19 protein-coding genes and 1 pseudogene are annotated in these 20181 nt (G+C 45.3%); 5 read left to right on the top strand and 15 right to left on the bottom strand.

Annotated elements, in window-relative coordinates; translation table 11 throughout:
* Positions 1-6: 6 nt before the first annotated feature.
* The 5 genes from hutU to ACXX53_RS07730 all read right to left on the bottom strand — a co-directional run bounded on the left by hutU (position 7) and on the right by ACXX53_RS07730 (position 5113).
* Positions 7-1689 (bottom strand): urocanate hydratase, encoded by a 1683-nt coding sequence (gene hutU, locus ACXX53_RS07710; RefSeq protein WP_458568046.1) that lies wholly within the window; start codon positions 1687-1689, stop codon positions 7-9.
* Between the two features lie 38 nt (positions 1690-1727).
* Positions 1728-3290, bottom strand: a complete 1563-nt coding sequence (gene hutH, locus ACXX53_RS07715; RefSeq protein WP_458568047.1) for a histidine ammonia-lyase — start codon at positions 3288-3290, stop codon at positions 1728-1730.
* 328 nt (positions 3291-3618) lie between these two features.
* Positions 3619-3891 carry a hypothetical protein gene (locus ACXX53_RS07720; protein WP_458568048.1) on the bottom strand — a complete coding sequence of 91 codons (273 nt, stop codon included), beginning with the start codon at positions 3889-3891 and terminating at the stop codon, positions 3619-3621.
* Between the two features lie 110 nt (positions 3892-4001).
* Positions 4002-4664, bottom strand: a complete 663-nt coding sequence (locus ACXX53_RS07725) for a TetR/AcrR family transcriptional regulator (RefSeq protein ID WP_458568049.1) — start codon at positions 4662-4664, stop codon at positions 4002-4004.
* 173 nt (positions 4665-4837) lie between these two features.
* A complete protein-coding gene (locus tag ACXX53_RS07730; protein ID WP_458568050.1) occupies positions 4838-5113 on the bottom strand; it encodes a hypothetical protein in 276 nt (91 codons plus the stop codon).
* Between ACXX53_RS07730 and ACXX53_RS07735 the strand changes: the two genes are divergently transcribed.
* A complete protein-coding gene (locus tag ACXX53_RS07735) occupies positions 5091-6479 on the top strand; it encodes an MDR family MFS transporter (protein ID WP_458568051.1) in 1389 nt (462 codons plus the stop codon). The two genes, ACXX53_RS07730 and ACXX53_RS07735, sit on opposite strands and share 23 nt — an antisense overlap.
* Positions 6480-6826: 347 nt before the next feature.
* Here ACXX53_RS07735 and ACXX53_RS07740 read toward each other — a convergent pair whose 3' ends face one another.
* Positions 6827-7993: a metallophosphoesterase gene (locus ACXX53_RS07740; protein WP_458568052.1), complete on the bottom strand. Its 1167-nt coding sequence runs from the start codon at positions 7991-7993 to the stop codon at positions 6827-6829.
* Positions 7994-8619: 626 nt separating this feature from the next.
* On the opposite strand from ACXX53_RS07740, the gene ACXX53_RS07745 reads away from it, so the two are divergent.
* A complete protein-coding gene (locus tag ACXX53_RS07745) occupies positions 8620-9054 on the top strand; it encodes a hypothetical protein (RefSeq protein ID WP_458568053.1) in 435 nt (144 codons plus the stop codon).
* Positions 9055-9199: 145 nt separating this feature from the next.
* On the opposite strand, the gene ACXX53_RS07750 is transcribed toward ACXX53_RS07745, so the two are convergent.
* From ACXX53_RS07750 to ACXX53_RS07760, 3 genes and pseudogenes are all read right to left on the bottom strand, one after another.
* Positions 9200-9613: a hypothetical protein gene (locus ACXX53_RS07750; protein ID WP_458568054.1), complete on the bottom strand. Its 414-nt coding sequence runs from the start codon at positions 9611-9613 to the stop codon at positions 9200-9202.
* Between the two features lie 78 nt (positions 9614-9691).
* Positions 9692-10349 (bottom strand): annotated as a pseudogene (locus tag ACXX53_RS07755) (IS1595 family transposase); the annotation flags it as partial.
* A 159-nt stretch (positions 10350-10508) separates the two neighbouring features.
* Complete coding sequence (locus tag ACXX53_RS07760; protein ID WP_458568055.1) at positions 10509-10952, bottom strand: hypothetical protein; 444 nt, start codon at positions 10950-10952, stop codon at positions 10509-10511.
* 678 nt (positions 10953-11630) lie between these two features.
* Between ACXX53_RS07760 and ACXX53_RS07765 the strand changes: the two genes are divergently transcribed.
* On the top strand, positions 11631-12719 hold the full coding sequence (locus ACXX53_RS07765; RefSeq protein ID WP_458568056.1) for a DUF1648 domain-containing protein: 1089 nt from the start codon (positions 11631-11633) through the stop codon (positions 12717-12719).
* Between the two features lie 239 nt (positions 12720-12958).
* On the opposite strand, the gene ACXX53_RS07770 is transcribed toward ACXX53_RS07765, so the two are convergent.
* Positions 12959-13786, bottom strand: a complete 828-nt coding sequence (locus ACXX53_RS07770; protein ID WP_458568057.1) for a sugar phosphate isomerase/epimerase family protein — start codon at positions 13784-13786, stop codon at positions 12959-12961.
* Positions 13787-13965: 179 nt separating this feature from the next.
* Between ACXX53_RS07770 and ACXX53_RS07775 the strand changes: the two genes are divergently transcribed.
* Positions 13966-14814, top strand: a complete 849-nt coding sequence (locus tag ACXX53_RS07775; protein ID WP_458568058.1) for an alpha/beta hydrolase family protein — start codon at positions 13966-13968, stop codon at positions 14812-14814.
* Positions 14815-14881: 67 nt separating this feature from the next.
* On the opposite strand, the gene aspA is transcribed toward ACXX53_RS07775, so the two are convergent.
* Entirely contained in the window at positions 14882-16306 is a 1425-nt protein-coding gene (gene aspA, locus ACXX53_RS07780) for an aspartate ammonia-lyase (RefSeq protein ID WP_458568059.1), read from the bottom strand.
* A gap of 566 nt (positions 16307-16872) precedes the next feature.
* Positions 16873-17346: a translation initiation factor IF-3 gene (infC, locus tag ACXX53_RS07785; protein WP_458568060.1), complete on the bottom strand. Its 474-nt coding sequence runs from the start codon at positions 17344-17346 to the stop codon at positions 16873-16875.
* A 63-nt stretch (positions 17347-17409) separates the two neighbouring features.
* Between infC and ACXX53_RS07790 the strand changes: the two genes are divergently transcribed.
* Complete coding sequence (locus tag ACXX53_RS07790; protein WP_458568061.1) at positions 17410-17715, top strand: hypothetical protein; 306 nt, start codon at positions 17410-17412, stop codon at positions 17713-17715.
* 79 nt (positions 17716-17794) lie between these two features.
* On the opposite strand, the gene ACXX53_RS07795 is transcribed toward ACXX53_RS07790, so the two are convergent.
* From ACXX53_RS07795 to ACXX53_RS07805, 3 genes are all read right to left on the bottom strand, one after another.
* Positions 17795-18439 carry a nitrite reductase gene (locus ACXX53_RS07795; RefSeq protein ID WP_458568062.1) on the bottom strand — a complete coding sequence of 215 codons (645 nt, stop codon included), beginning with the start codon at positions 18437-18439 and terminating at the stop codon, positions 17795-17797.
* Between the two features lie 82 nt (positions 18440-18521).
* Positions 18522-19469 (bottom strand): D-2-hydroxyacid dehydrogenase, encoded by a 948-nt coding sequence (locus tag ACXX53_RS07800; protein WP_458568063.1) that lies wholly within the window; start codon positions 19467-19469, stop codon positions 18522-18524.
* Between the two features lie 45 nt (positions 19470-19514).
* A complete protein-coding gene (locus ACXX53_RS07805) occupies positions 19515-20120 on the bottom strand; it encodes a pentapeptide repeat-containing protein (RefSeq protein ID WP_458568064.1) in 606 nt (201 codons plus the stop codon).
* Between the last annotated feature and the right edge of the window lie 61 nt (positions 20121-20181).

Below are 20181 nucleotides of genomic sequence, written 5' to 3' on the forward strand. Positions count from 1 at the left end.
CCAAGATTATACCTGTGTTGCTTGTGGATGCTGGGCTTGCATTGGGATCCGAACCCCATGCTTCTCAGCCGTATCCAGCGCTTCATCATAGCCTGCGTCCACATGGCGAATAACGCCCATTCCAGGGTCAGAAGTGAGTACACTTTGCAGTCGTTCAGCCGCCTCGTCTGTTCCGTCAGCGACTACGACCATACCTGCATGCAGCGAATACCCCATACCGACGCCGCCGCCATGATGCACCGATACCCATGACGCCCCAGCGGACGTATTAATGAGGGCATTCAAGATCGCCCAGTCTCCTACAGCGTCAGAGCCGTCCTTCATGCTCTCGGTCTCGCGATTCGGTGAAGCGACTGAACCGCAATCCAGATGATCCCGCCCGATCACAATCGGGGCGCTTAGCTCACCGTTCTTGACCATTTCGTTGATCGCCAGACCGAACTTCGCGCGTTCACCATAACCGAGCCAACAGATGCGTGCAGGCAAGCCTTGAAACGCCACCCGTTCGCTAGCCATTGTAATCCAACGGCGCAATCGCTCATTATCCGGGAACAGCTTAAGCACCAATTCGTCTGTCTTGCGAATATCTTCTGGATCACCTGATAATGCCGCCCAGCGGAAAGGTCCTTTCCCTTCACAGAAGAGCGGTCGTATATAGGCGGGAACGAAGCCGGGGAAGCTGAAAGCATCCTGCACGCCTTGATCGAAGGCAACCTGACGGATGTTGTTGCCATAGTCGAATACGATCGAGCCCATCTGCTGCATATCCAGCATCGCTTGGACATGAACAGCCATGCTCTCCTTCGATAGCTGCATGTAACGCTCTGGGTCTTGAGCACGCAGCTCGGCCGCCGCCTCTAAGCTGTAGCCTGCTGGAATATAGCCAATCAGCGGATCGTGAGCAGATGTCTGATCCGTCACGAAGTCGGGCTTAATTCCCCGTTGTACGATCTCGGGGTATATGTCTGCCGCATTGCCAAGCAATCCGATTGACAGCGCTCGATGCTCGTTCAGAGCTTGCTTCGCCATATCCAACGCCTCATCAAGTGACTCCGCCATCGTGTCGCAGTATCTTGTTTCGATGCGTCGTTCAATGCGAGTGCGATCCACCTCAACCGCAATTACTACGCCTTCATTCATTGTGACTGCCAACGGCTGAGCTCCGCCCATACCGCCAAGTCCCGCAGTAAGCGTCAACGTACCGCGAAGAGAGCCGTTTGCATGCTGACGAGCGGCTTCCGCAAACGTCTCGTATGTGCCCTGCAGGATGCCCTGAGTCCCAATGTAGATCCAACTTCCTGCCGTCATTTGCCCGTACATCATAAGGCCTTTTTGTTCAAGCTCTCGGAAATGTTCCCAGTTCGCCCATTTCGGCACTAGCACAGAGTTCGAGAGCAGTACCCGCGGTGCGCGTTCATGAGTGCGAAATACGCCGACAGGCTTGCCTGATTGGATGAGCAGCGTCTCATCGTTGTCCAAGCGCTGCAGTTCACGTACGATCGCATCATAAGAAGCCCAGTTGCGTGCGGCTTTCCCGATGCCGCCATATACGACCAGATCTTCCGGCCGCTCAGCCACCTCTGGATCCAGATTGTTCATCAGCATTCGCAGTGCGGCTTCCTGTACCCAACCTTTACAATTCAATGCGGTGCCCCGTGGTGCGCGAATCAATCGTTTTGGTTCACTCATCTTCAGACGCCTCCTCTTATTCATGAAATACGGGCTAATTAATACAACGGACCTGATACCTCTTCAATAGTGTGCAAGAAGTCACCTCGGCTAAGCATTGCCGCAACGAGCTCGATCTCCTTGCTCAGCGAGCGATCAGTTAGAACAGGCGGTACAACGGATCGCACCTGTTGGAATAATGCGCGGGTTGATGGAGCCAGCTTCTCCGCACCGCGCAGCGACGCTGCTTCCACCGCACAGATCAGCTCAATCGCCAATACCTTCGCAGTGTTAGCTGTAACCTGAGATGCATGTCTCGCGGCAGTCGTCCCCATTGACACATGATCCTCCTGATTTGCGGAGGATGGGATTGAGTCAACGCTTGCGGGATGAGCGAGCACCTTGTTCTCAGAGACGAGCGACGCGCTTACGTACTGCGGTATCATCATGCCGGATGCGATTCCCGGCTGACGGCTAAGGAATGCCGGCAATCCCCCTGACAATGTCGGGTTCACCAAGCGTTCAGTCCGCCGCTCCGAGATGTTAGCCAGCTCGCTCATCCCGATCTTCAGCAGATCCATAGCGAATGCGATCGGCTGCCCGTGGAAGTTGCCGCCTGAGATCACTTCGCCATCCTCGAGGAACAGCAGCGGATTATCTGTCGCTGCATTCATCTCGATGGCGAGCTTATCTTCCGCGTAAGCAAGCGTCTGTCTAGTCGCGCCGTGAACCTGCGGCAGACAACGCAGCGAGTACGCGTCCTGAACGCGAATCTCGCCCTGGCGGCTGGTCAGCTTGCTGCCTTGCAGCAGCTTGCGCAGATTAGCTGCGACGCCGATCTGCTCGGGATATGGACGCACCTGCTGCAGCTCATCCGCGAACGCATCGGTTATCCCATGAAGCGCTTCCACAGTGAGCGCAGCGATCGCGTCAGCGGACTTCGCAAGGCGCTGCGCTTGCAGCAGCGTTAACGCGCCGATCGACGTCATAATCTGCGTGCCGTTAATAAGGGACAAGCCTTCCTTCGCCTGCAATTGGACAGGCTTCAGGCCAGCCTTGATCAGCGCGTCGTGCCCAGATAAGCGTTCTCCTCGATAGATAGCTTCTCCCTCGCCCATAAGCACGAGCGCGAGATGCGACAGCGGCGCCAAGTCCCCGCTAGCGCCTAATGACCCTTGCTCGGGGATCACAGGGTGAACTCCCCGATTCAAGCAATCCAGTAGCAGCTGCAGCGTTTCGATGCGAATGCCGGAATAGCCTTTGGCTAATGCATTCGCGCGCAGCAGCATCAAGGCCCGCACTGTCGCTTCCGGCAGCGGCTGGCCCACAGCACACGCATGGCTGCGGATGAGATTCTCCTGCAGCAGGGTTGAATCCTCGGCAGATATGACCACGTCACTGAATTTGCCAAAGCCGGTGGTTACACCGTACACGACCTTGTTCGACTTGACGAAGTCTTCTACCATATGCCGGCATTCCATGACACGCTGAATCGATGCTGAGCTAAGGACAACTGGTGTGTAGTCATAAGCGATCGATGATACTTCAGCCAGCGTCAGCTGTTCCCCCTTAAGTACAATCGGTCCTGTCATAACGGTGCTCTCGTTCTTCTTAATCGCCATTCCCTTCAACCCCTTTCTTGCTTTAGCAAAAGAAAGGGGCTGTGTGGAAGCATTCAGCTTCTACACAGCCCCTTTTTGAACAAGAGCGAAATATATAATTGTCCCATCGCATACCGTGACAAACACGAATCATACATTTCGCCCTTTCTCAGGTATTTATATCCATTTTCACTACTATCACATGAATATTCATATCTGTCAACAAAAGTGTTTTGAAACTGTACCTCCTATAGTTTGATGGTGTCTATCAATTGGGGTGCAGTTAGTTATAATACCGACCGTCGGTATGTTTGAATGCAAAAAAATTTGGAGCATCCGCTCCCTCTCATCACTTCTTCTTATTCAGGATCATATTTATAGCGTTGATCATGATAAGAATCAACCCCGAGCAGATCAAGCCCCATACCCAACCTTCTGTACTGAACAGCAGCGATACTCCTCCTGCAATGATCAGGATTATGCCAACGCCTCCGCTTATGAGCGCACCTTTATGTAACCTTTCTTGACTAGGGTGCGTTGCTTGATAAGCTTGCTTCATCGCAAGCTTATATGACTTATCGGATATTCGTTTGGAAGCTTCGATCAATTTTTTATTATTCATATCACAATTCATCCTCCTTATTCGGTCATGGTTAAGCTATACAACTCAATCTTATCGCAATCTTCTTCATCAGTGGCTTATATGGAATCACCTCCTGTCATAGGCCTAGATCATACGCGACCTTGCTGATATCCCTTCATATCCTCATAAAGCTCCGTTACCTTCCGAATTAAGCTCTCACTCACGATATCTACCCCTAATTGCTTCATCATCTGCTGTAAAAATGTCATTCTGTTCAAGGTAGCATCAAGGTCGCGGTCAAAGAGAACGGGATTCATCCATATGTTCAGCAGCAGCATGAATATTTCCGCGCACTCTGTAGGAAAGTCCGTTGTGATGGAGCCATCCTCAATTCCTTGCTTGATCAGTTCGACAATACGAGGCGCGTCAAGCATGACACTATCCTTCAATCCCGTCACGACAAATTGCGGATTGCTGAACTGTGAACTGAGAACACGGTCAAGAGAATGCGCATTCTGATCTGCCACAGCAGCTTCAAGTATGTGCACAAGCTTTTCTCTAGCATTACTCCCTTCGGTCTGCTGGATCAGCGTATCAAACATGGCCATTGAATAGTCAGCACGACGTTTCATAACCGCAGCCAATATTTCTTCCTTTGATTTAAAATGATGATAAATCGCGCCCTTCGACATTCCTAAAGCGTCGATGATCTGTTGAATACTCGTCTTGTCATAGCCCTGCTCCATAAACAGTTGAGCCGATACATTCAGAATCTGTTCCAGCGTTTGTTCAGGGTATTTATTTCTAGCCATTCCATGCATCCTCCTTTAAATACCGACCGTCGGTATCTATGATGCGTCATTTGGAGTCCAATGTCAATATTTACTTGCTTCACTTGCACAACAAAAGAACAGCAGCCTTAAGTTCTTGCTCCTAGCCCCTGTTCTATATCGATTGAAATATGAATCTTGCCTTCAGCTCATTGTTATTTTGTTAACTCTATTCTTAAGGCTTTTCGATTAAATGGAAAAAGAGCGCCTCTCTTGGGGCGCTCTCTAGCTATAGAATAATTCATCGGAAAGAATAAGTCTATTCTTTTTTTTGGATTCCCTGTATATTGTTGTTGCTGCTTCCGCGGGCCAGCAATCAAAGGAAAGGAAGCGTTCAGCAATATGTCAAACGAAATTAATGCTCCAAACCAACAACCAAAAGTAAAAAACATCACCATCAGCCTATTAATGGGATTGATCTTAGCCTCCATAGACCAGACTATCGTATCCACTGCTATGCCCACCATCATCAAACAATTGGATGGATTTTCCTTATACAGCTGGGTATTCACCATCTATATGTTAGCTTCAACAACCACTATCCCGGTTTACGGTAAACTGGCGGATTTATTCGGACGTAGGAACGTCTACTTATTCGGCTTATCCCTCTTCCTGATAGGTTCCGTTCTATGTGGAATTGCAGGAAGCATGACGCAATTGATTGTCTTCAGAGGAATTCAGGGATTGGGAGCCGGGGCATTGATGCCGGTTGCCTTTACCATAGTCGGGGACCTGTACCCACCGGAATCAAGAGGGAAGTTCATGGGCTTGTTCAGCGCCGTGTTCTCTATCTCCAGCATTCTCGGGCCGGCACTCGGCGGAATGATCTCCGAATACTTAGGCTGGGGTTGGATTTTTTTTATCAACCTCCCGATCGGTATTCCAGCCATCTACCTTATGGCTGCTGCTTGGAAAGAAAGCAAGCGCTATGCGGGTCGATCCATCGATTGGGCCGGTGTTGTCACGTTCAGCATCTCTATCGTCTCTCTTTTACTGGCACTGGTTCTAAGCGGGGACAACTCGCAGAGCGCAGCTCATGGAGCTTTAGTTTCACCAATTATTATCGCCTTGTTCAGTCTAAGCGCTCTCTTTCTTGCTTTGTTTATATGGATTGAAACGAGGGCGAAAGAACCGATGCTACCGCTTCATCTATTCAATATCCGCGTCATAGCTTTCGGAAACATTGCCGGATTTTTTATGAGCGCCGGAATGTTTGGTGCGATTGCGTTCATTCCTCTTTTTGCCCAGGACGTGATGGGAGTGAGCCCTACCTATGCCGGTTACATCCTGATACCACTCATGCTGTCCGTAGTTGTTACTACGACTATAGGTGGAAGATTGATGAGCAAGGTCTCGTACCGAGCCATTCTCGTTCCCAGCATGGCTCTAATGGCAATCGGATTGGGGTTACTCGGTGGGATGACGGTTGATACGACTTCGCTGCAGCTGGTCTTGTACATGATCATTACGGGTCTGGGCATGGGTGCGCTGTATCCGGTAGTCGGCACTGCTGCACAAAGTGCAGTGGAGCCTGGAATCCGGGGTGTCGCTACCTCTTCCTCTCAATTTTTTCGGTCTATCGGAGGAACGATCGGAGTCAGCGTGCTTGGCAGTTTGCTAACACAGCGAATGGTTGCAGGCGGAAGCGAAACAGATTCTAGAGTGGTGCTGAGCCATGCCTTGAATAGTGTCTTCCTTGTTGGGCTCGGCTTTGTCATTATCGCTCTGATTGCCTGCTTGTTGATGGGAAATGCGAGATTAGTTCCGAAAGCTAGCAAAGTGAAGCAGAGGGGTTGAAAATACATTATGTCATATCCAGGTCGTGCAGATGTTTCCACGGAACGGATTGGTGACGGTAAGATCGGCCCCTTCGTAAAATATGTTTAGACTGACCCAATAAATGAAACAGCGGCGGACTAAATTGTCGAAGAATGCCGCTGTTTTTTATTAGGGTCTTCATTCATGTAAAATGTCAAACTGGCTTTAAACTGAGTGTACACCGGCACTCCCAGTCGAAATTTAACGATTGCTTGAGTTTAGGTTGAAAATTTATCAAAATCAATATATTAAGCTATTGAAGATAACTGCTAGTTAGTTGAATGGCCGATCTACAGTCTAATACTTTATTTTCCTACAACATCTATCTAGAAATAGACCTTATGGCCGCTAGAGTCTTTCTGCATTCCCCACCTATCAAATAACCGTCCTTCCTCATCAATCGCACGAATCTCAATACGATCAGCAGCAACTACGACTTGTAAAAAATGCGGCACCGCCAACGATTGCGATGTATGCCATTCCCGCTTAGGCAGCAGCCATTCCCGCATTGCACCCGCACCGCCAGCGACCACGTATACGATTCCTTTGGCATAATCGACCTTGTCTTCGCAGATGGGATGGCTTCTTTCGTACACAATCGTATGCGAGTTGAACACGAGATCGACGTTATACTCCTCGAGCACCGGACATAATTGCCGTAGGGCTTCCACCTGATATCCTCCAGATACATAAAGAGGATAGTGAAAGTAGACGATTTTCCATTTGGCAGAAGTGGATTGTAAGTCATGAACCAAGAAATCATATTGCGGATTGCCCGGCCCGATCTCGCCGTTGCTGTTCGGATAATGGTCAGGCGGAATAAATTCTGTACTATCCAGACATATGAAATGAACATCACCATAATCAAATGAATAATAATTCTTAGGTGGAGCAACTGCAAAATAATCATAATACCAAGAACCGTTCGCTTCATGATTCCCGAGACAGCTGTAACTCGGCGTACTTTTCAAGAAATCCTTGCCGGGTGCAAAGAAATACTTGTCCCAATCTTCGTAATTCCTTCCATCATTTACGATGTCGCCGATAAACAAGGCTAGATCAGGTCGATATTTTTGCATGAGCGCAAATATTCGCTGGTTAACAACTCCGTCAGTAGTGTCAAAGCCGCTATAGCCACCTGTTTCACTAGTTACTGTGAAGGAAAACGGCTCTGCTTCCCGAACTGCTGTCTTAAATGGAATCGGTGAAGATCCCACCGTTCCCTGCTCATTTTCGGAAAATACTTGATAAAAATAGATCGTGCTTGGCTCCAGGTCGTTTACGGTGACTTGATGAATCGTCGAATATTCTTGCTGACACACTGAGTAAAGAATAGTTTCCGGCCGTTTGTAATTGCCTTGATGACCGCTATGTATTCGCTCCGCGTGCAGGATGTCAACTCTTGATGACGATGGCGAAGAGGTCTCCCACATCATAGTCATTGAATGCTCAGTCGGCCATTGCAGATAAGGACCCTTTATTATTTCCAGCATCTAATATCCTCTCTTTCGATCGCAATCATAGAATCGTACTTAATGCGAAACACTCTCTATACCGTATTTTACCACTAAGCTATATTATAATAGATAATGTTTTCTGGTACGTTGAAGAAGCTTATTAGTTAGGCCGTTGAAAGTTTGACGGCAAGTATCAAAACTACCCTTCCATTCTTTGAGTATACTTTTTACAGATGGGAAAATCAGATAAATTACCGGTCAAGGCTATATCTCTGGCGTTCGTAATGCAAATAGCGGTAACTGGATTACAATTAACTAACGGAAGAAAAGAGGACCTATAGAAAAGTAACTGGTTCCGTTTTGAGGTAGAAAAACCATAAATGACATACCAAATGGCGTGCAAATTGACATCCAATTTGACACGCCATTTTTCTTTTAATATCAACGGCTTTTACGATTTCAAACTCCCAATTGACAGTCAAATGCGTATATCAGTAAACAATGAAAACAATTTATGCATAGCGTCAATCTATATGACAATCGGTATGTCATAAGTTTACTGTCCTATTCATGTAGATTCACAATATACTGTATTACCCAAATAAGGTATTTACTTAAAATGTAATAATGTTATATTAATGGTAAAAAGGAGCCGAATTATGATGATAAAGTATATTATTTTGGGATTAATTTTTCTAATAACCGCATGCACTTCCCAAACGACAACGGAGAACCAGAGTAATTGGGAAATTTCTAGTACATTTGAAATCGACGGAGTAAAGGTACATGGAAAAAAAGATCGTCTGATCTTTGCACCCCAAGGTGAAAGTGATATTTCAAAAGGAGGACACTTTCTAATTTACTTCTGGGGAAAGCCAGATGAAATAGCGAATACTTATAGTTTAATTGGAATACACAAGGATACTGGAACTAAAAAAGAATTGTACCCAAACTGGGAGGTATCAAGGGCAGAAAACAAACTAGGTGCAGATGCAGGTAGCGGTGCTAAGTTCATACTTGATAAAAAAGGATTGTGGCGACTTGAAGTGTACATGGGAGATAAATATTTTGATAGTATTGTTGTAGAAGCAAATTAATTCAAAATTATCTGTGACAATACTAAATGGGTGGCATACGCCACTCTTTTTTTGTTTTAGGGTCTGTTAAATTTTAATGTTGTTTTTTAATAGAAATAATCGAGAACTATATACTGTGTGGTAGTTCCCGAGAGAATTTATTAGATTATTCCTCTTTATAGCAGTTTTCACATTCAAATTCAGTCCAAGAATTCAGTAACTTCTTCCCACATACTTCACAATCTCTATCTCCTGCATACCAGTATCCAGTCTTATGAAATAACTCAATACTTTTCTCCCAATGAATATTTTCTTCGTGCGTTGGAGGATACAAATCGCCATCTTCATCAACAGGAGGTGAAGGTTCATTCCCTGATAAAAATCCCTTTATCCAATATTTTACTTCTTGAGACATATCAACTATCTCTTCAAAAGAGACATTGAAATATACATCTTTTTGAGGACAATATGCGGAGATTCTGCCATTAAAAGTATGAGGATTACCAACAATATAATGCTTGCCTTCACAATGCCCTTCTAATTCAAACCAAAGTTCTTTTTCGAACTCAATATTACTCAATCAAATTCCGCCTTTTGATAAATGTATTCATATACGTTCGTGTGTTTAAACAATAAATTTAGATAATCGTAAACTATTCTAAGTATCCGTCATTTCAAATACAAATGATGACAATAAGAACTCTTTTATATTGTGTTTAGTGCTTTCATTTGTCAAAATACTTTGTAGCCACACCTTTAAATCGGTCTATCCACTGTTTCATTCGAGAATGTAAACCATTTATATTCTGGATGTGATATAAACCTTTAATAACGTGTTTTCCATCATTTGATTTTATTCGATAATGTTCTATCATTTTTTCTTTCGCATATGTCTTATTGGCTCGCCAAGCATCTGTAACAATTACATTATCAGATGTCAGTTTTGAACCAATCATATTATCAACCTTTGTTTTTACAACACGACCCATACAAGCAACTTTTGATACAGTTGTTTTAGTTCGGTCTCTTGCAACAAGAACACAATCTTGTTCGTGGCTTATTCCTCTATGTTTAGATTTCCCGCCACGCTTACGAGGGTTTCGTTCCGTAATGCCACGTTGACCCTTTTGAAAGTATAGAAAATAGGTCTCGTCAATTTCAACGATACCTTCAAATTGCTCATAATCGATTTGTTTTAATGCACTTAACAGTTTATGTCTCCAATATAAAAGCGTAACCCAAGTAACCCCTACGATTTCGGCAGATTTTCGCAAGGAATAACCCTTGAACATACAATCGACAAATGTAATCCATTCAATAGGTTTCAAATATCAACATTTACCTTTAACAGAACCTTGTTTTTAAAGTTCGCCAAACTTGTTGTCATTTTCAATGTCGTTTCAGTCTTATCCACCTCAAAATGAAACCCGTTAATAGAAAAGGTCGTCTTTTTTATTCTCAGAGCAATAAATAGATCAATCTTTTATATTCTCGAATAAGCGTTCAATAGATTTAAAATCAAATTCATTTGTAATTTTATAATAACTTAATTTCGATGTCTTGAAGTCGAATGTTGAAACGCCTCCACGATCAGTAACAGTTAAGCCAAACAACAAATTACTATTTTCTCCAATATTCAACTGAATGGCTGTATGTTCCGTAGTAAATTTTGATGCACTGGTCTTTATTAATTTTATTCCAGAATACAGTTTAAATATCTCTTCTATTTCATCCTTATCATCCACTGTGATGTTTTGATTTTGAGCTCCTTTATCATCAATTTTAAACTTCTGAATGAAAAGATGAATTTCTTGATCATTTATATACTTCTGAGCCACTTCATTGAATGAAGTACTCATCTTAGAGTTGTATATAGTAAACCCTACAACTGCAACAATAATAATAACAATAATGAACACGATCATTTTTATATTTTTTCAACCTATCTTCTCCTTTTCTAGAGTATTTAAAATGCAAAATCCCATTAATTACATTATTTACATTATACTTCATATAGATTAGAGCAGCAAAGTTCTTGCTACTTTACACAGTACAGTGGGACTCTTATGTCAATGGCAAAACTGCATACGCAGGCAAACCATTGACATATGGGTATCGCGTGTTAAGCTTCGCCTAGCTACGGCAAGAGCCAGTCTTTAGGCCACACACGATTTAGTGACTACAAGGGTGAAATTAACATTTATTCAGATCTTTTCGCTACGCAGAGCTACTCATCTGACAACTGAATTATGGCAAGTACATCTGTTTGAAATTCTGTGTAGGTAAAGGACAGGTTTTCGTTATCCCAATTTTTTTCGATGCTTAGCCACGAAACGATTGAACGGATTTCAGATGAAGTGTGGGATAACCAGCAGTAGCAAAATTGGGCGAAATGCTCGCCTCGTATCTGCAATGGCGCGGATTACTGCGTCAGAGTATAAATAAAATCGATTATAATTAAATTTACGTTCAAGTCGATAACCTATCCTAAGTTAATAGGATAATCATACGCAAAAAGGCATAGTGATGAATCCCCAATGCTATAAGGGTTATAGAGTTTTCGAATACACACTTATGTATAAGAGGAGGCGAATGATATGACGATAATGCCTGTTATAGTAATGATCTTTGTATTTGTACCTACCATTGTACTCATGGTAAGCATGCCTTATTTAGCAAGAGAGACGATTAGTTTTGGGGTCACCGTCAGCGCTGTACAATTCCACAGTGAGCCTCTGCGCCAGATGCGGAAGTCATATGCTAGGATTAGTGCTACCTTGCATACTATCCTATTCATTGTATGTATCATCTGTCTAATATACGGTAATGAACATTCCAAGCAACAAAGTTGGATCATTGTCACTTATTCACTCGCCATGGTCGTAATCTCCCTAGTCATAAACATTAGCTATCATTTCAAAATGAAAACTTTACTACCTATGCTGCCTATTGCTCCAGAACCATCGATCATGGCAGTGGACACTGGATTTCGGAAAAGAAACATTGGCTTGTCTAGTAGTTGGTTCCTCATTCATGTTTTAATTATTGTTGTTAGTATTGTAACTGTGCTACGCAACTACGATCTGATTCCTGATCAGATTCCGATCCATTACAACAGCAGTTGGAACGTAGACCGCTATGCAGCTAAATCTTATAGTTCTGTGTTTATGCCTGCGATAATCCAAGTGTTCATAACACTTTTGTTCATATTTGAGAATTGGAGTATTCGCAGAGTGAAGCAGCAGGTTCAACCCACTGATCCTAACCGTTTCATCAGACAAGACTTAACTTTCCGCCGTACTTGGTCATGTTTTATGATTACAGCAAGCTTCTTAATAGTTATCCTGTTTTCCGTCGTGCAACTAAACATGATATCTCTGCTTAACATCAATTTCGCTATCCCCATTATCCTAATCATAATAGCCTTTATCATCTTATACGCCTTCGCCTTATCGTTCTGGGCTGGTCAGGGCGGAAGCCGCTTGGAGCGATCTGCCGATTGCTCCAATGTCAGACCTGTCCATGATGATGATAAATGGCTATTAGGTATGATTTATTTCAATCGCAAGGATCCAAACCTAATCGTCGAGAAAAGGTTCGGAGTCGGCTGGGGATTAAATTTCGGTCACCCAGTAATCTGGCTGATTTGGCTCGGAATTATTGTACTGTTAGTTGTGGTGTGGTAACAAGGCTTGGAGGTTAGTACTCACCGGAGTATTCTAGCTTTCAACAAATAAATATTTTCGCTTCCAAATTAGATGCCATCCACATTAGACAATCAGATTCTGTATATAGCCTTTCATTTCCTTCTTAGCTCGTTGAATTCTTTTTGTAACAGCAGCAACAGTATCATTAAAAGCATCAGCAATACAGAGCCTACCACAAAGAAGCGCTGATCCTCTCAGCGCTTCTTCTGACTTTATATTTACTTTGGCATTACCTTATCGAAACCAGCTTGTGAACGGGCTAGCAGTTCTTCACTTGGAGCAGTTGGCTGCTCAGGTGTCAATATTTCCTGCGATACAGCGCCCGTGTAGCCAATCTGTTGCAGGCTGTTTACAAAGCCGCACAGATCGATTACTCCCTCTCCAGGATATAGGCGGTCGTTATCAAGCAGCTGCTCAACCGGCAGGTCGCGCGCATCGTTAATATGCGCATGTACGATCTGATGCGGCTTCAAGTTTAAGATGTCCGCCGCGCCAAAGCCGGTGGTATGGCAATGATACGCATCTATAAGCAAGCCTACATTGGAATTGTTAATGGCCTCGATCATCTCCAATGTTTCTTCCACCGTCCATATGAACGGATTACTCCAGGTTGTACGCAAATGGTGCGGTCCGACAAATTCCAAACCCAAGCGCACGCCATGTGCGTCCAATATGTCTGCAATCATTCGAAAACGATTGATCGCAGCCGCCATGAAGCTTGCTGGCTTCTGATCAGTTGACGGCAGAATGTAGGTACAGCAGCTCGTACAGCCAAGCTGTGCCGCAGCTTCAGCTTCCTGTTCAAGCTTCTTTAAGCCTGCTCGGAATTGTTCGTCAGACGTTCTCCATTCTACGGATAATCCGATGGAGCCAATCTTCATCTGATGCTCTACTAGAATCTCCTTCGCTCGGCTCAAGCCTACTTGATCGATAAATGCTTTAGCGTCGATATCGACTGCACCGAAGCCATATTGCGCCGCTAGGCGAATAAAATTCTCATCAGAACCGATATTTCCGATTCCCGCTCTCGTTAATCCTCTAAGCATGTTCCACCTACCCTTTCGGTCCTTTATTAATGATGATCGAAATATGTATGACAATTGGAATTAAGGTCATTTTACTATATGTCGGCGCTAATGAGCTATAATTAAGGTTGCACTCGTTCATTTCCATTTTCTACATCGACAACGTCGTCTACGATGACAAACAAGAGGAAGTATGCTTAATGATTTATCATATAACTTATTTATCGGACGGGCTCCGCGTTAAGGGATACTTAGCGCTGCCAGCTGGATATGAGCTGGATCCCATCGATATACAAACCTGGATCGAGAAGTATTATGGATGCTCTGACTTACCCGTCACTTTGCTGGCTCGCAATCGTAAACGCGTGGACCAGACAAGGCTGTATCCTGAAATGAAGGATACATGGCCTATTATGCTGTATTGCCGCGGTGGAATTGGCAAAGTTGGCAGCGTGAAGACGAACTGGCTGGAGCGCTTCGCTCAGCACGGCCATGTCGTGTTCGCGCCGTCCTACCGCGGCAATGAAGGCGGTGAAGGCCGCGATGAGTTCGGCGGCGCTGACCAAGAGGATGTGCGCTCTGCCATCCGCCTGCTTCAGCAGCTACCGTTCACGGACGAAGCGCGCATCGCCGTGATGGGCTTCTCGCGCGGCGCGATCAATGCCGCGCAAGCAGCGGCTCAGCTGCCGCAGATCACACGATTAGTGCTGTGGAGCGGCGTTGCGGATCTCGCGCGCACGTATGAGGAGCGCGTCGATCTGCGCCGCATGCTAAAGCGTGTGCTGCGCGGCAACCCCGCCAAGAACGCGGAAGCGTATGCCGCGCGTTCGCCGCTGCAGCTGGCTGAGTATATTCGTTGCCCGGTGCTGATCATCCACGGAACGGATGATGTATTGGTTGATTACGGGCACGGGCGCGATATGCATGCGAAGCTGCAGGAGCTTGGCCGCGACGTGATAATGCACACGTATGAGGGATATGGGCACCATTTTCATGCAGAAATTCATAAGGTAGCGATCGCTAATATGTATGATTGGATTCGTAAATAAAAAGCCCGCCAGCGGTTATGCCTTGAGAGCTTAACTGCGGACGGGCTGTATCCATTATATATGAGTGCTATTCACGGTCAAACAATGCTGCACCTGCGATTCCAGGCTTCGTCATTTCATAAGGATCTAGAATCGTATCCAGCTCCTCTTCTGTCAGCACATTGTACATCAAGCACAATTCACGGACAGTCTTGCCATTCTCCGTCGCTTCACGAGCGATACGAGAGGACACTTCATAACCCAAATGCGGACTCAGCGCAGTAATGATGCCGACGCTGTTTTCCACATAAGCACGGCAGCGTTCTTCATTCGCTTCAATTCCGTCAAGCGCATGAGTCTTGAACACCTTGAACACGTTGTTCATCATGCTCAGGGATTGCAGCAGATTGTATACAAGTACTGGCTCCATGACATTAAGCTCAAGCTGTCCCGCTTCAGAAGCCAAGCAGATCGTATGGTCATTACCGATAACTTGGAACGCAACCTGGTTCACGACTTCACACATAACCGGGTTCACTTTACCCGGCATAATGGATGAGCCCGGCTGACGAGCTGGAAGACGAATCTCGCCAAAGCCCGTACGCGGCCCCGAAGCAAGCAGACGCAGATCATTTGCCACCTTGGACATGTTCATCATACAGACTTTCAGCGATGCAGATACTTCCGTATAAGCATCTGTATTCTGAGTAGCATCAACGAGATGCTCAGCCCCCACTAATGGGAAGCCGCTGTGCTCAGCCAGCAGTTCAACTACACGCTTGATGTATCGCGGATCTGCATTCAAGCCTGTACCTACTGCCGTTGCCCCCATGTTTACTTCATATAGATGCTGCTTCGTCTGTTCGATACGTTTCATATCACGGCCAAGCATTCTGCTGTACGCTTCAAAGGATTGACCGAGTCGAACAGGCACCGCGTCCTGCAGATGAGTGCGGCCCATCTTGATGACATGCTTAAACTCCTCAGCCTTCTTATCGAAAGATTGCTGAAGCTCTTTCATCGTAATCAACAATTTATCTATTAACGTTAATACTGAAATATGAATAGCAGTAGGGAATGCGTCATTCGTTGATTGCGAACGGTTGACATGGTTATTAGGGCTTAGGCTGCCGTAATCCCCTTTGTCTTTGCCGAGAAGCTCCAGAGCTCGGTTCGCAATAACTTCATTAGAGTTCATGTTCATCGACGTTCCAGCTCCGCCTTGGATCGGATCGACTATGAATTGGTCATGCCACTCACCTGCAATAATCTCGTCAGCTGCTTGCACGATCGCTTGGCACATTTCGTATTGAAGCTGCTTCACTTCCAGGTTAGCCAGCGCTGCCGCTTTTTTCACAATAGCAAGACCGCGTATCAATTCCTCATTCATGCGACTGCCTGTTATCGGGAAGTTTTCAACAGCTCGCAGTGTTTGAATACCGTAGTACGCGTCGAACGGGACTTCCTTTTCCCCCAAAAAGTCTTTCTCAGTTCGAGTTTGATGTTTGATCATTAGAATCCCTTTCCTTCACTAAGTAGTTGTTGTCATAAGAATTCTCTATCATGTCATACAACAAATTGATTGGAGCACCTTCATTATACCAGTGTTTACCACCTATATCTATTGAAATGCGAATATTTTAACTATTTAGATCCTAAACCGAGTTCAGCTGCACACGATGTCCTCCTAACTTAATGCCTTGCATTACCTATAAGGCAATTGCTAGTAAGATAGCGCTTTCTTTTTTAACCGTCCTAGATAGCTATGTATTAGACATTTACACCTTCAAGATTAATTCTATTAGAGTTAGCGATATCTCAACCGCCCTTTATATTACACCTCCTCCTCTCAAAAATCCATATCCTTCACCAAATCTCATGACTACAATTACAGGATAATTTACACTTCTTTTGGGGTAGATGTCATTATATTCATATGCTCACAGTTAATAGTTTGTACGAATATGAGAATCTGAAGTCACACTCTACGTATTAAAAAAGTCGATATCCACTAAGTACGTAAGATATCGACTCCATCTACTCATTATGTTGATCTTGAGCCCTTATGAGAAGGTTGTACTAGATCGGGTTTACTTGTACAGCAACCTGCTTGCCGCTTATTTGAATTCCTGTTTCTTTGCTCCCTACCTGAATCAAGTCCTGCAGCAGCTCCTCAATCAATTTCTTTCCCATCTCTCCTTCTTTACCTAAGATTCGTACAACGAGTTGCACGGCGTCACCAGAGCGAAGGATGCGCTCTGCTTGCAGCTTCTTGGTCTCATAGTCATGTTCTTCAATATGCGGTGTCATCCGAATTTCTTTGCATTTCATCGGACGCTCTCGTTTACTCGCTTGCTGCTTCTCCTGCTTGGCTGCTCCTGCACGGACCAACCTGCATGGTGGAGGACTGCTCATCAGTGAAGTACACACGAGATCCACCTTCAGCTTCTTGGCCATCGCAAGCGCCTCAGCTGTAGGTACGATTCCGAGGTCCTCACCATCCAAGCCAGTCAATTGAACCTCGTACGCCTTTATCTTCTCGTTCATGATCATTGTGTATAGCTCCTCATCTTCGATATAATGAGACCATATTACCTTCTGATAGGAGAATAATCAATGAACCAAAAAGAAATGGAAGATATCGTAATCGAAAACTATCAGCGTGATGAGCAGATGATGATTCTCGTATTTGCACAATGGTGTGTGAACAACGATCTGGATCCAGTTGAACTCTATCAGCGCGCATATCCCAAGCAAAAAGATAACTACCCGCTCCAGCAAGGAATCGAGTTGACCGTGTCTAAAGAAGAAGCAGGCCTCATCCCTGATGAGACACTGCTTGGCGTTCTATCCTTATTTGGAAATGAAGATCTGGCATTCGTCGTTACCGAGGAAATCGCAAAACGCAAACCAAAAAGCTAGCTGAATATCAACTTTTATGCAAATATGACGTCCGCATCACAGCCAGCTGCAGGGCGTCTTTTTTGTACCCAGTAGGCCACTATGAAGCTCGTTCCAAGCACTCCTGTACCCACTCGTTATACTGCTCCAACGTGTTGCGCTTCAGGAATCGGTGGAATCGCTCCTTATTCTTCGCATGCTCCGCATACGCTTGAATCATGCTTGGAATCAAGGTCAGCAGCTCATTTGCCGTAACATTGCTTCTGAACAACTCCGCGATTCGCAATTCCTTAATCGTCTTCGCTTCTCCTCCAATATAAATATCAAACGTATCGCGCATCTTCACGATCCCAATATCCTTCAAGAGCGGCTCACTCGTTGCAATCGGACAGCCCGCGTATCCAATCTTCATCGGATATGGAGTCGGTATTCCTGCGATTACTTGATTAATCGCTTGTGCCGTGTCGAGTCCTGACTCTTCTGCCCCTCTGCAGAAATGACAGGCGATCAAGCTCTTCGTAACGAATCCAACAGGATAAACTTCCAGACCGACAGCTTCCAATCGCAGTGTAATCTCATCAAGGGATGAGCCGGGCATCTCGACATATAATTGGTGAAATGAAGTCATCTCCATAATCGCGTCTGTTCCTGCTATTTCAGCTAATACAGCTAATTGTGCTGAAGTTAGCATAACTCCGCCCTCTTGCAAGGCTGGTGCCACAGCAAATCGAATCGTATTATCCATCATGACGCCTCCCCAAATATACTTATACCCCCTATATGTATATTCGGAGACTTTGAAGAAGTTGTCAAGAAATGATGCCGAATTAATAGCCTCTCTCTGCTTCGACGATATTCATCATCGTCTCCTGCTTCCGATAACAGTTCAGATTGTGCATAAAGATGCTTAGACAACGTTCATTATAACGTTCTGATATAGCTGATATATGTGGTGTCACGATGCAGTTGTCCAATGTCCACAAGGGAGAATCTGCTGGAAGAGGCTCAATCTGAAATACGTCAAGGTAAGCCTTCTTAATCGCTCTTTCTTGAAGCAATAGGATAAGCGCCTGTTCATCGATTAATTCGCCGCGCCCCAGATTCATGAGCACAGCCTCCGGCTTCATGCAACGCATGGAGTTCTCATTCAACCAACTTCGTGTATATGAAGTCAATGGAGCGACAACGATGACAAAGTCTGCCACAACCAACGCCTTATCCGTATCGTGTTGGGTATAGATGATATCGAAGTGTTCTACCTTCCGACCTGAGCGATTGACACCGATCGTCTGCATGCCGAACACTTTAGCTCGCCGCGCGATCTCTTCACCGATCGCTCCTGTTCCGAGAATCGCAATCGTCATGCTGTCCAGTTCCCCGAACGTCTGCTTGCGATTCCATTGCGCTTGCTGCTGCGATTGGTACAATGGAATGAGGCTCTTCACTTCCTGCAGCATAAGACCAAAGGCGAATTCCGCCATCGGAATTTTATGGGCTCCGCTAGATGTCGTTACCGTTATGGATTGGGCCTCCAATTCATGCAATGGAAGATTATCAACACCCGCACTGAATGCTTGAATCCAACGCAGATTGGGCATTCTGTTTAGCGTTTCAGCCTTCATCTGTGAATTGTATGCGACTAGAACCTCTGACTGGAGCGCCCTTTCCGATGCGTCTTCTAATGATTTGCACTTGTGGATGCACACCTCTGGATAGTCAGCCTGCAGCCGCTGGAGCATCTCGTCTTTCAATGGAACGGTAATTGCAATATCCATGTCTTAACTCCTTCATTTGATAAGATCATTGCACGGCATATGCGGTTATTCTACTTTGGCTCCATAAGATCTCGCCACCGCTGCTGCTTGCATCATGTCGATACGAACACCTTTTAGATCAAGCGCTTTAAAGTTAAGCCCATCAACGACTGCCCCTCGAAGATCTGCGCCTGCTAAACGGGCTTTCCCCAACTGAACACGCGTTAGATCAGCATTGCGCAGATCAGCCTTTTCCAAGTTGCTTTCGTAAAGATCAGCTTCCGCAAATTTGACATGACGCAGATCTTGCTTGCTAAAGTTTACGAATCTAAGATTCGTATACGACCAGTCGCCGCGTTCGATTGAGATGCCGTCGAGTTGGGCTTTGCTGAAGTCCGAGCCTACCATTTTGCATTCTCGAAATTTCGCAACGAACAGATTGGCACCAGAGAACAAGCAGTTCGTGAAAGCCGAATTCGTATGATGAGAAGCATTCAACGTCGCACCAGTGAAGTCACATTGGATAAACTGACAGCCGAGCGTATCCACTTCATCCAGCGAAGCACCGCGAAAGCTGCAGCTTTGAAAGACACAGCCTTTCAGTTCCCCCTCTCGCAGATCCGCTCTGCTAAAGTCGACTTTCACATATTCCTGATCGATATACTGATACATGCGAGTTATCTCCTCTACTGCTATTTCTATCAACTATTCTATCATGCGACTGTCCCCATAT

Source organism: Paenibacillus marinisediminis, from assembly GCF_054343325.1.

What these genes read in the sequence shown, in the direction of transcription:
- ACXX53_RS07745 (WP_458568053.1), top strand. Translation starts at nt 8,620, where the DNA reads ATGATAAAGTATATTATTTTGGGATTAATTTTTCTAATAACCGCATGC.
- hutH (WP_458568047.1), bottom strand. Translation starts at nt 3,290, where the DNA reads ATGGCGATTAAGAAGAACGAGAGCACCGTTATGACAGGACCGATTGTA.
- ACXX53_RS07735 (WP_458568051.1), top strand. Translation starts at nt 5,091, where the DNA reads ATGGGATTGATCTTAGCCTCCATAGACCAGACTATCGTATCCACTGCT.
- ACXX53_RS07765 (WP_458568056.1), top strand. Translation starts at nt 11,631, where the DNA reads ATGACGATAATGCCTGTTATAGTAATGATCTTTGTATTTGTACCTACC.
- ACXX53_RS07795 (WP_458568062.1), bottom strand. Translation starts at nt 18,439, where the DNA reads ATGGATAATACGATTCGATTTGCTGTGGCACCAGCCTTGCAAGAGGGC.
- ACXX53_RS07725 (WP_458568049.1), bottom strand. Translation starts at nt 4,664, where the DNA reads ATGGCTAGAAATAAATACCCTGAACAAACGCTGGAACAGATTCTGAAT.
- ACXX53_RS07790 (WP_458568061.1), top strand. Translation starts at nt 17,410, where the DNA reads ATGAACCAAAAAGAAATGGAAGATATCGTAATCGAAAACTATCAGCGT.
- ACXX53_RS07720 (WP_458568048.1), bottom strand. Translation starts at nt 3,891, where the DNA reads ATGAATAATAAAAAATTGATCGAAGCTTCCAAACGAATATCCGATAAG.
- ACXX53_RS07770 (WP_458568057.1), bottom strand. Translation starts at nt 13,786, where the DNA reads ATGCTTAGAGGATTAACGAGAGCGGGAATCGGAAATATCGGTTCTGAT.
- aspA (WP_458568059.1), bottom strand. Translation starts at nt 16,306, where the DNA reads ATGATCAAACATCAAACTCGAACTGAGAAAGACTTTTTGGGGGAAAAG.
- hutU (WP_458568046.1), bottom strand. Translation starts at nt 1,689, where the DNA reads ATGAGTGAACCAAAACGATTGATTCGCGCACCACGGGGCACCGCATTG.
- infC (WP_458568060.1), bottom strand. Translation starts at nt 17,346, where the DNA reads ATGATCATGAACGAGAAGATAAAGGCGTACGAGGTTCAATTGACTGGC.
- ACXX53_RS07740 (WP_458568052.1), bottom strand. Translation starts at nt 7,993, where the DNA reads ATGCTGGAAATAATAAAGGGTCCTTATCTGCAATGGCCGACTGAGCAT.
- ACXX53_RS07805 (WP_458568064.1), bottom strand. Translation starts at nt 20,120, where the DNA reads ATGTATCAGTATATCGATCAGGAATATGTGAAAGTCGACTTTAGCAGA.
- ACXX53_RS07800 (WP_458568063.1), bottom strand. Translation starts at nt 19,469, where the DNA reads ATGGATATTGCAATTACCGTTCCATTGAAAGACGAGATGCTCCAGCGG.
- ACXX53_RS07730 (WP_458568050.1), bottom strand. Translation starts at nt 5,113, where the DNA reads ATGGAGGCTAAGATCAATCCCATTAATAGGCTGATGGTGATGTTTTTT.
- ACXX53_RS07775 (WP_458568058.1), top strand. Translation starts at nt 13,966, where the DNA reads ATGATTTATCATATAACTTATTTATCGGACGGGCTCCGCGTTAAGGGA.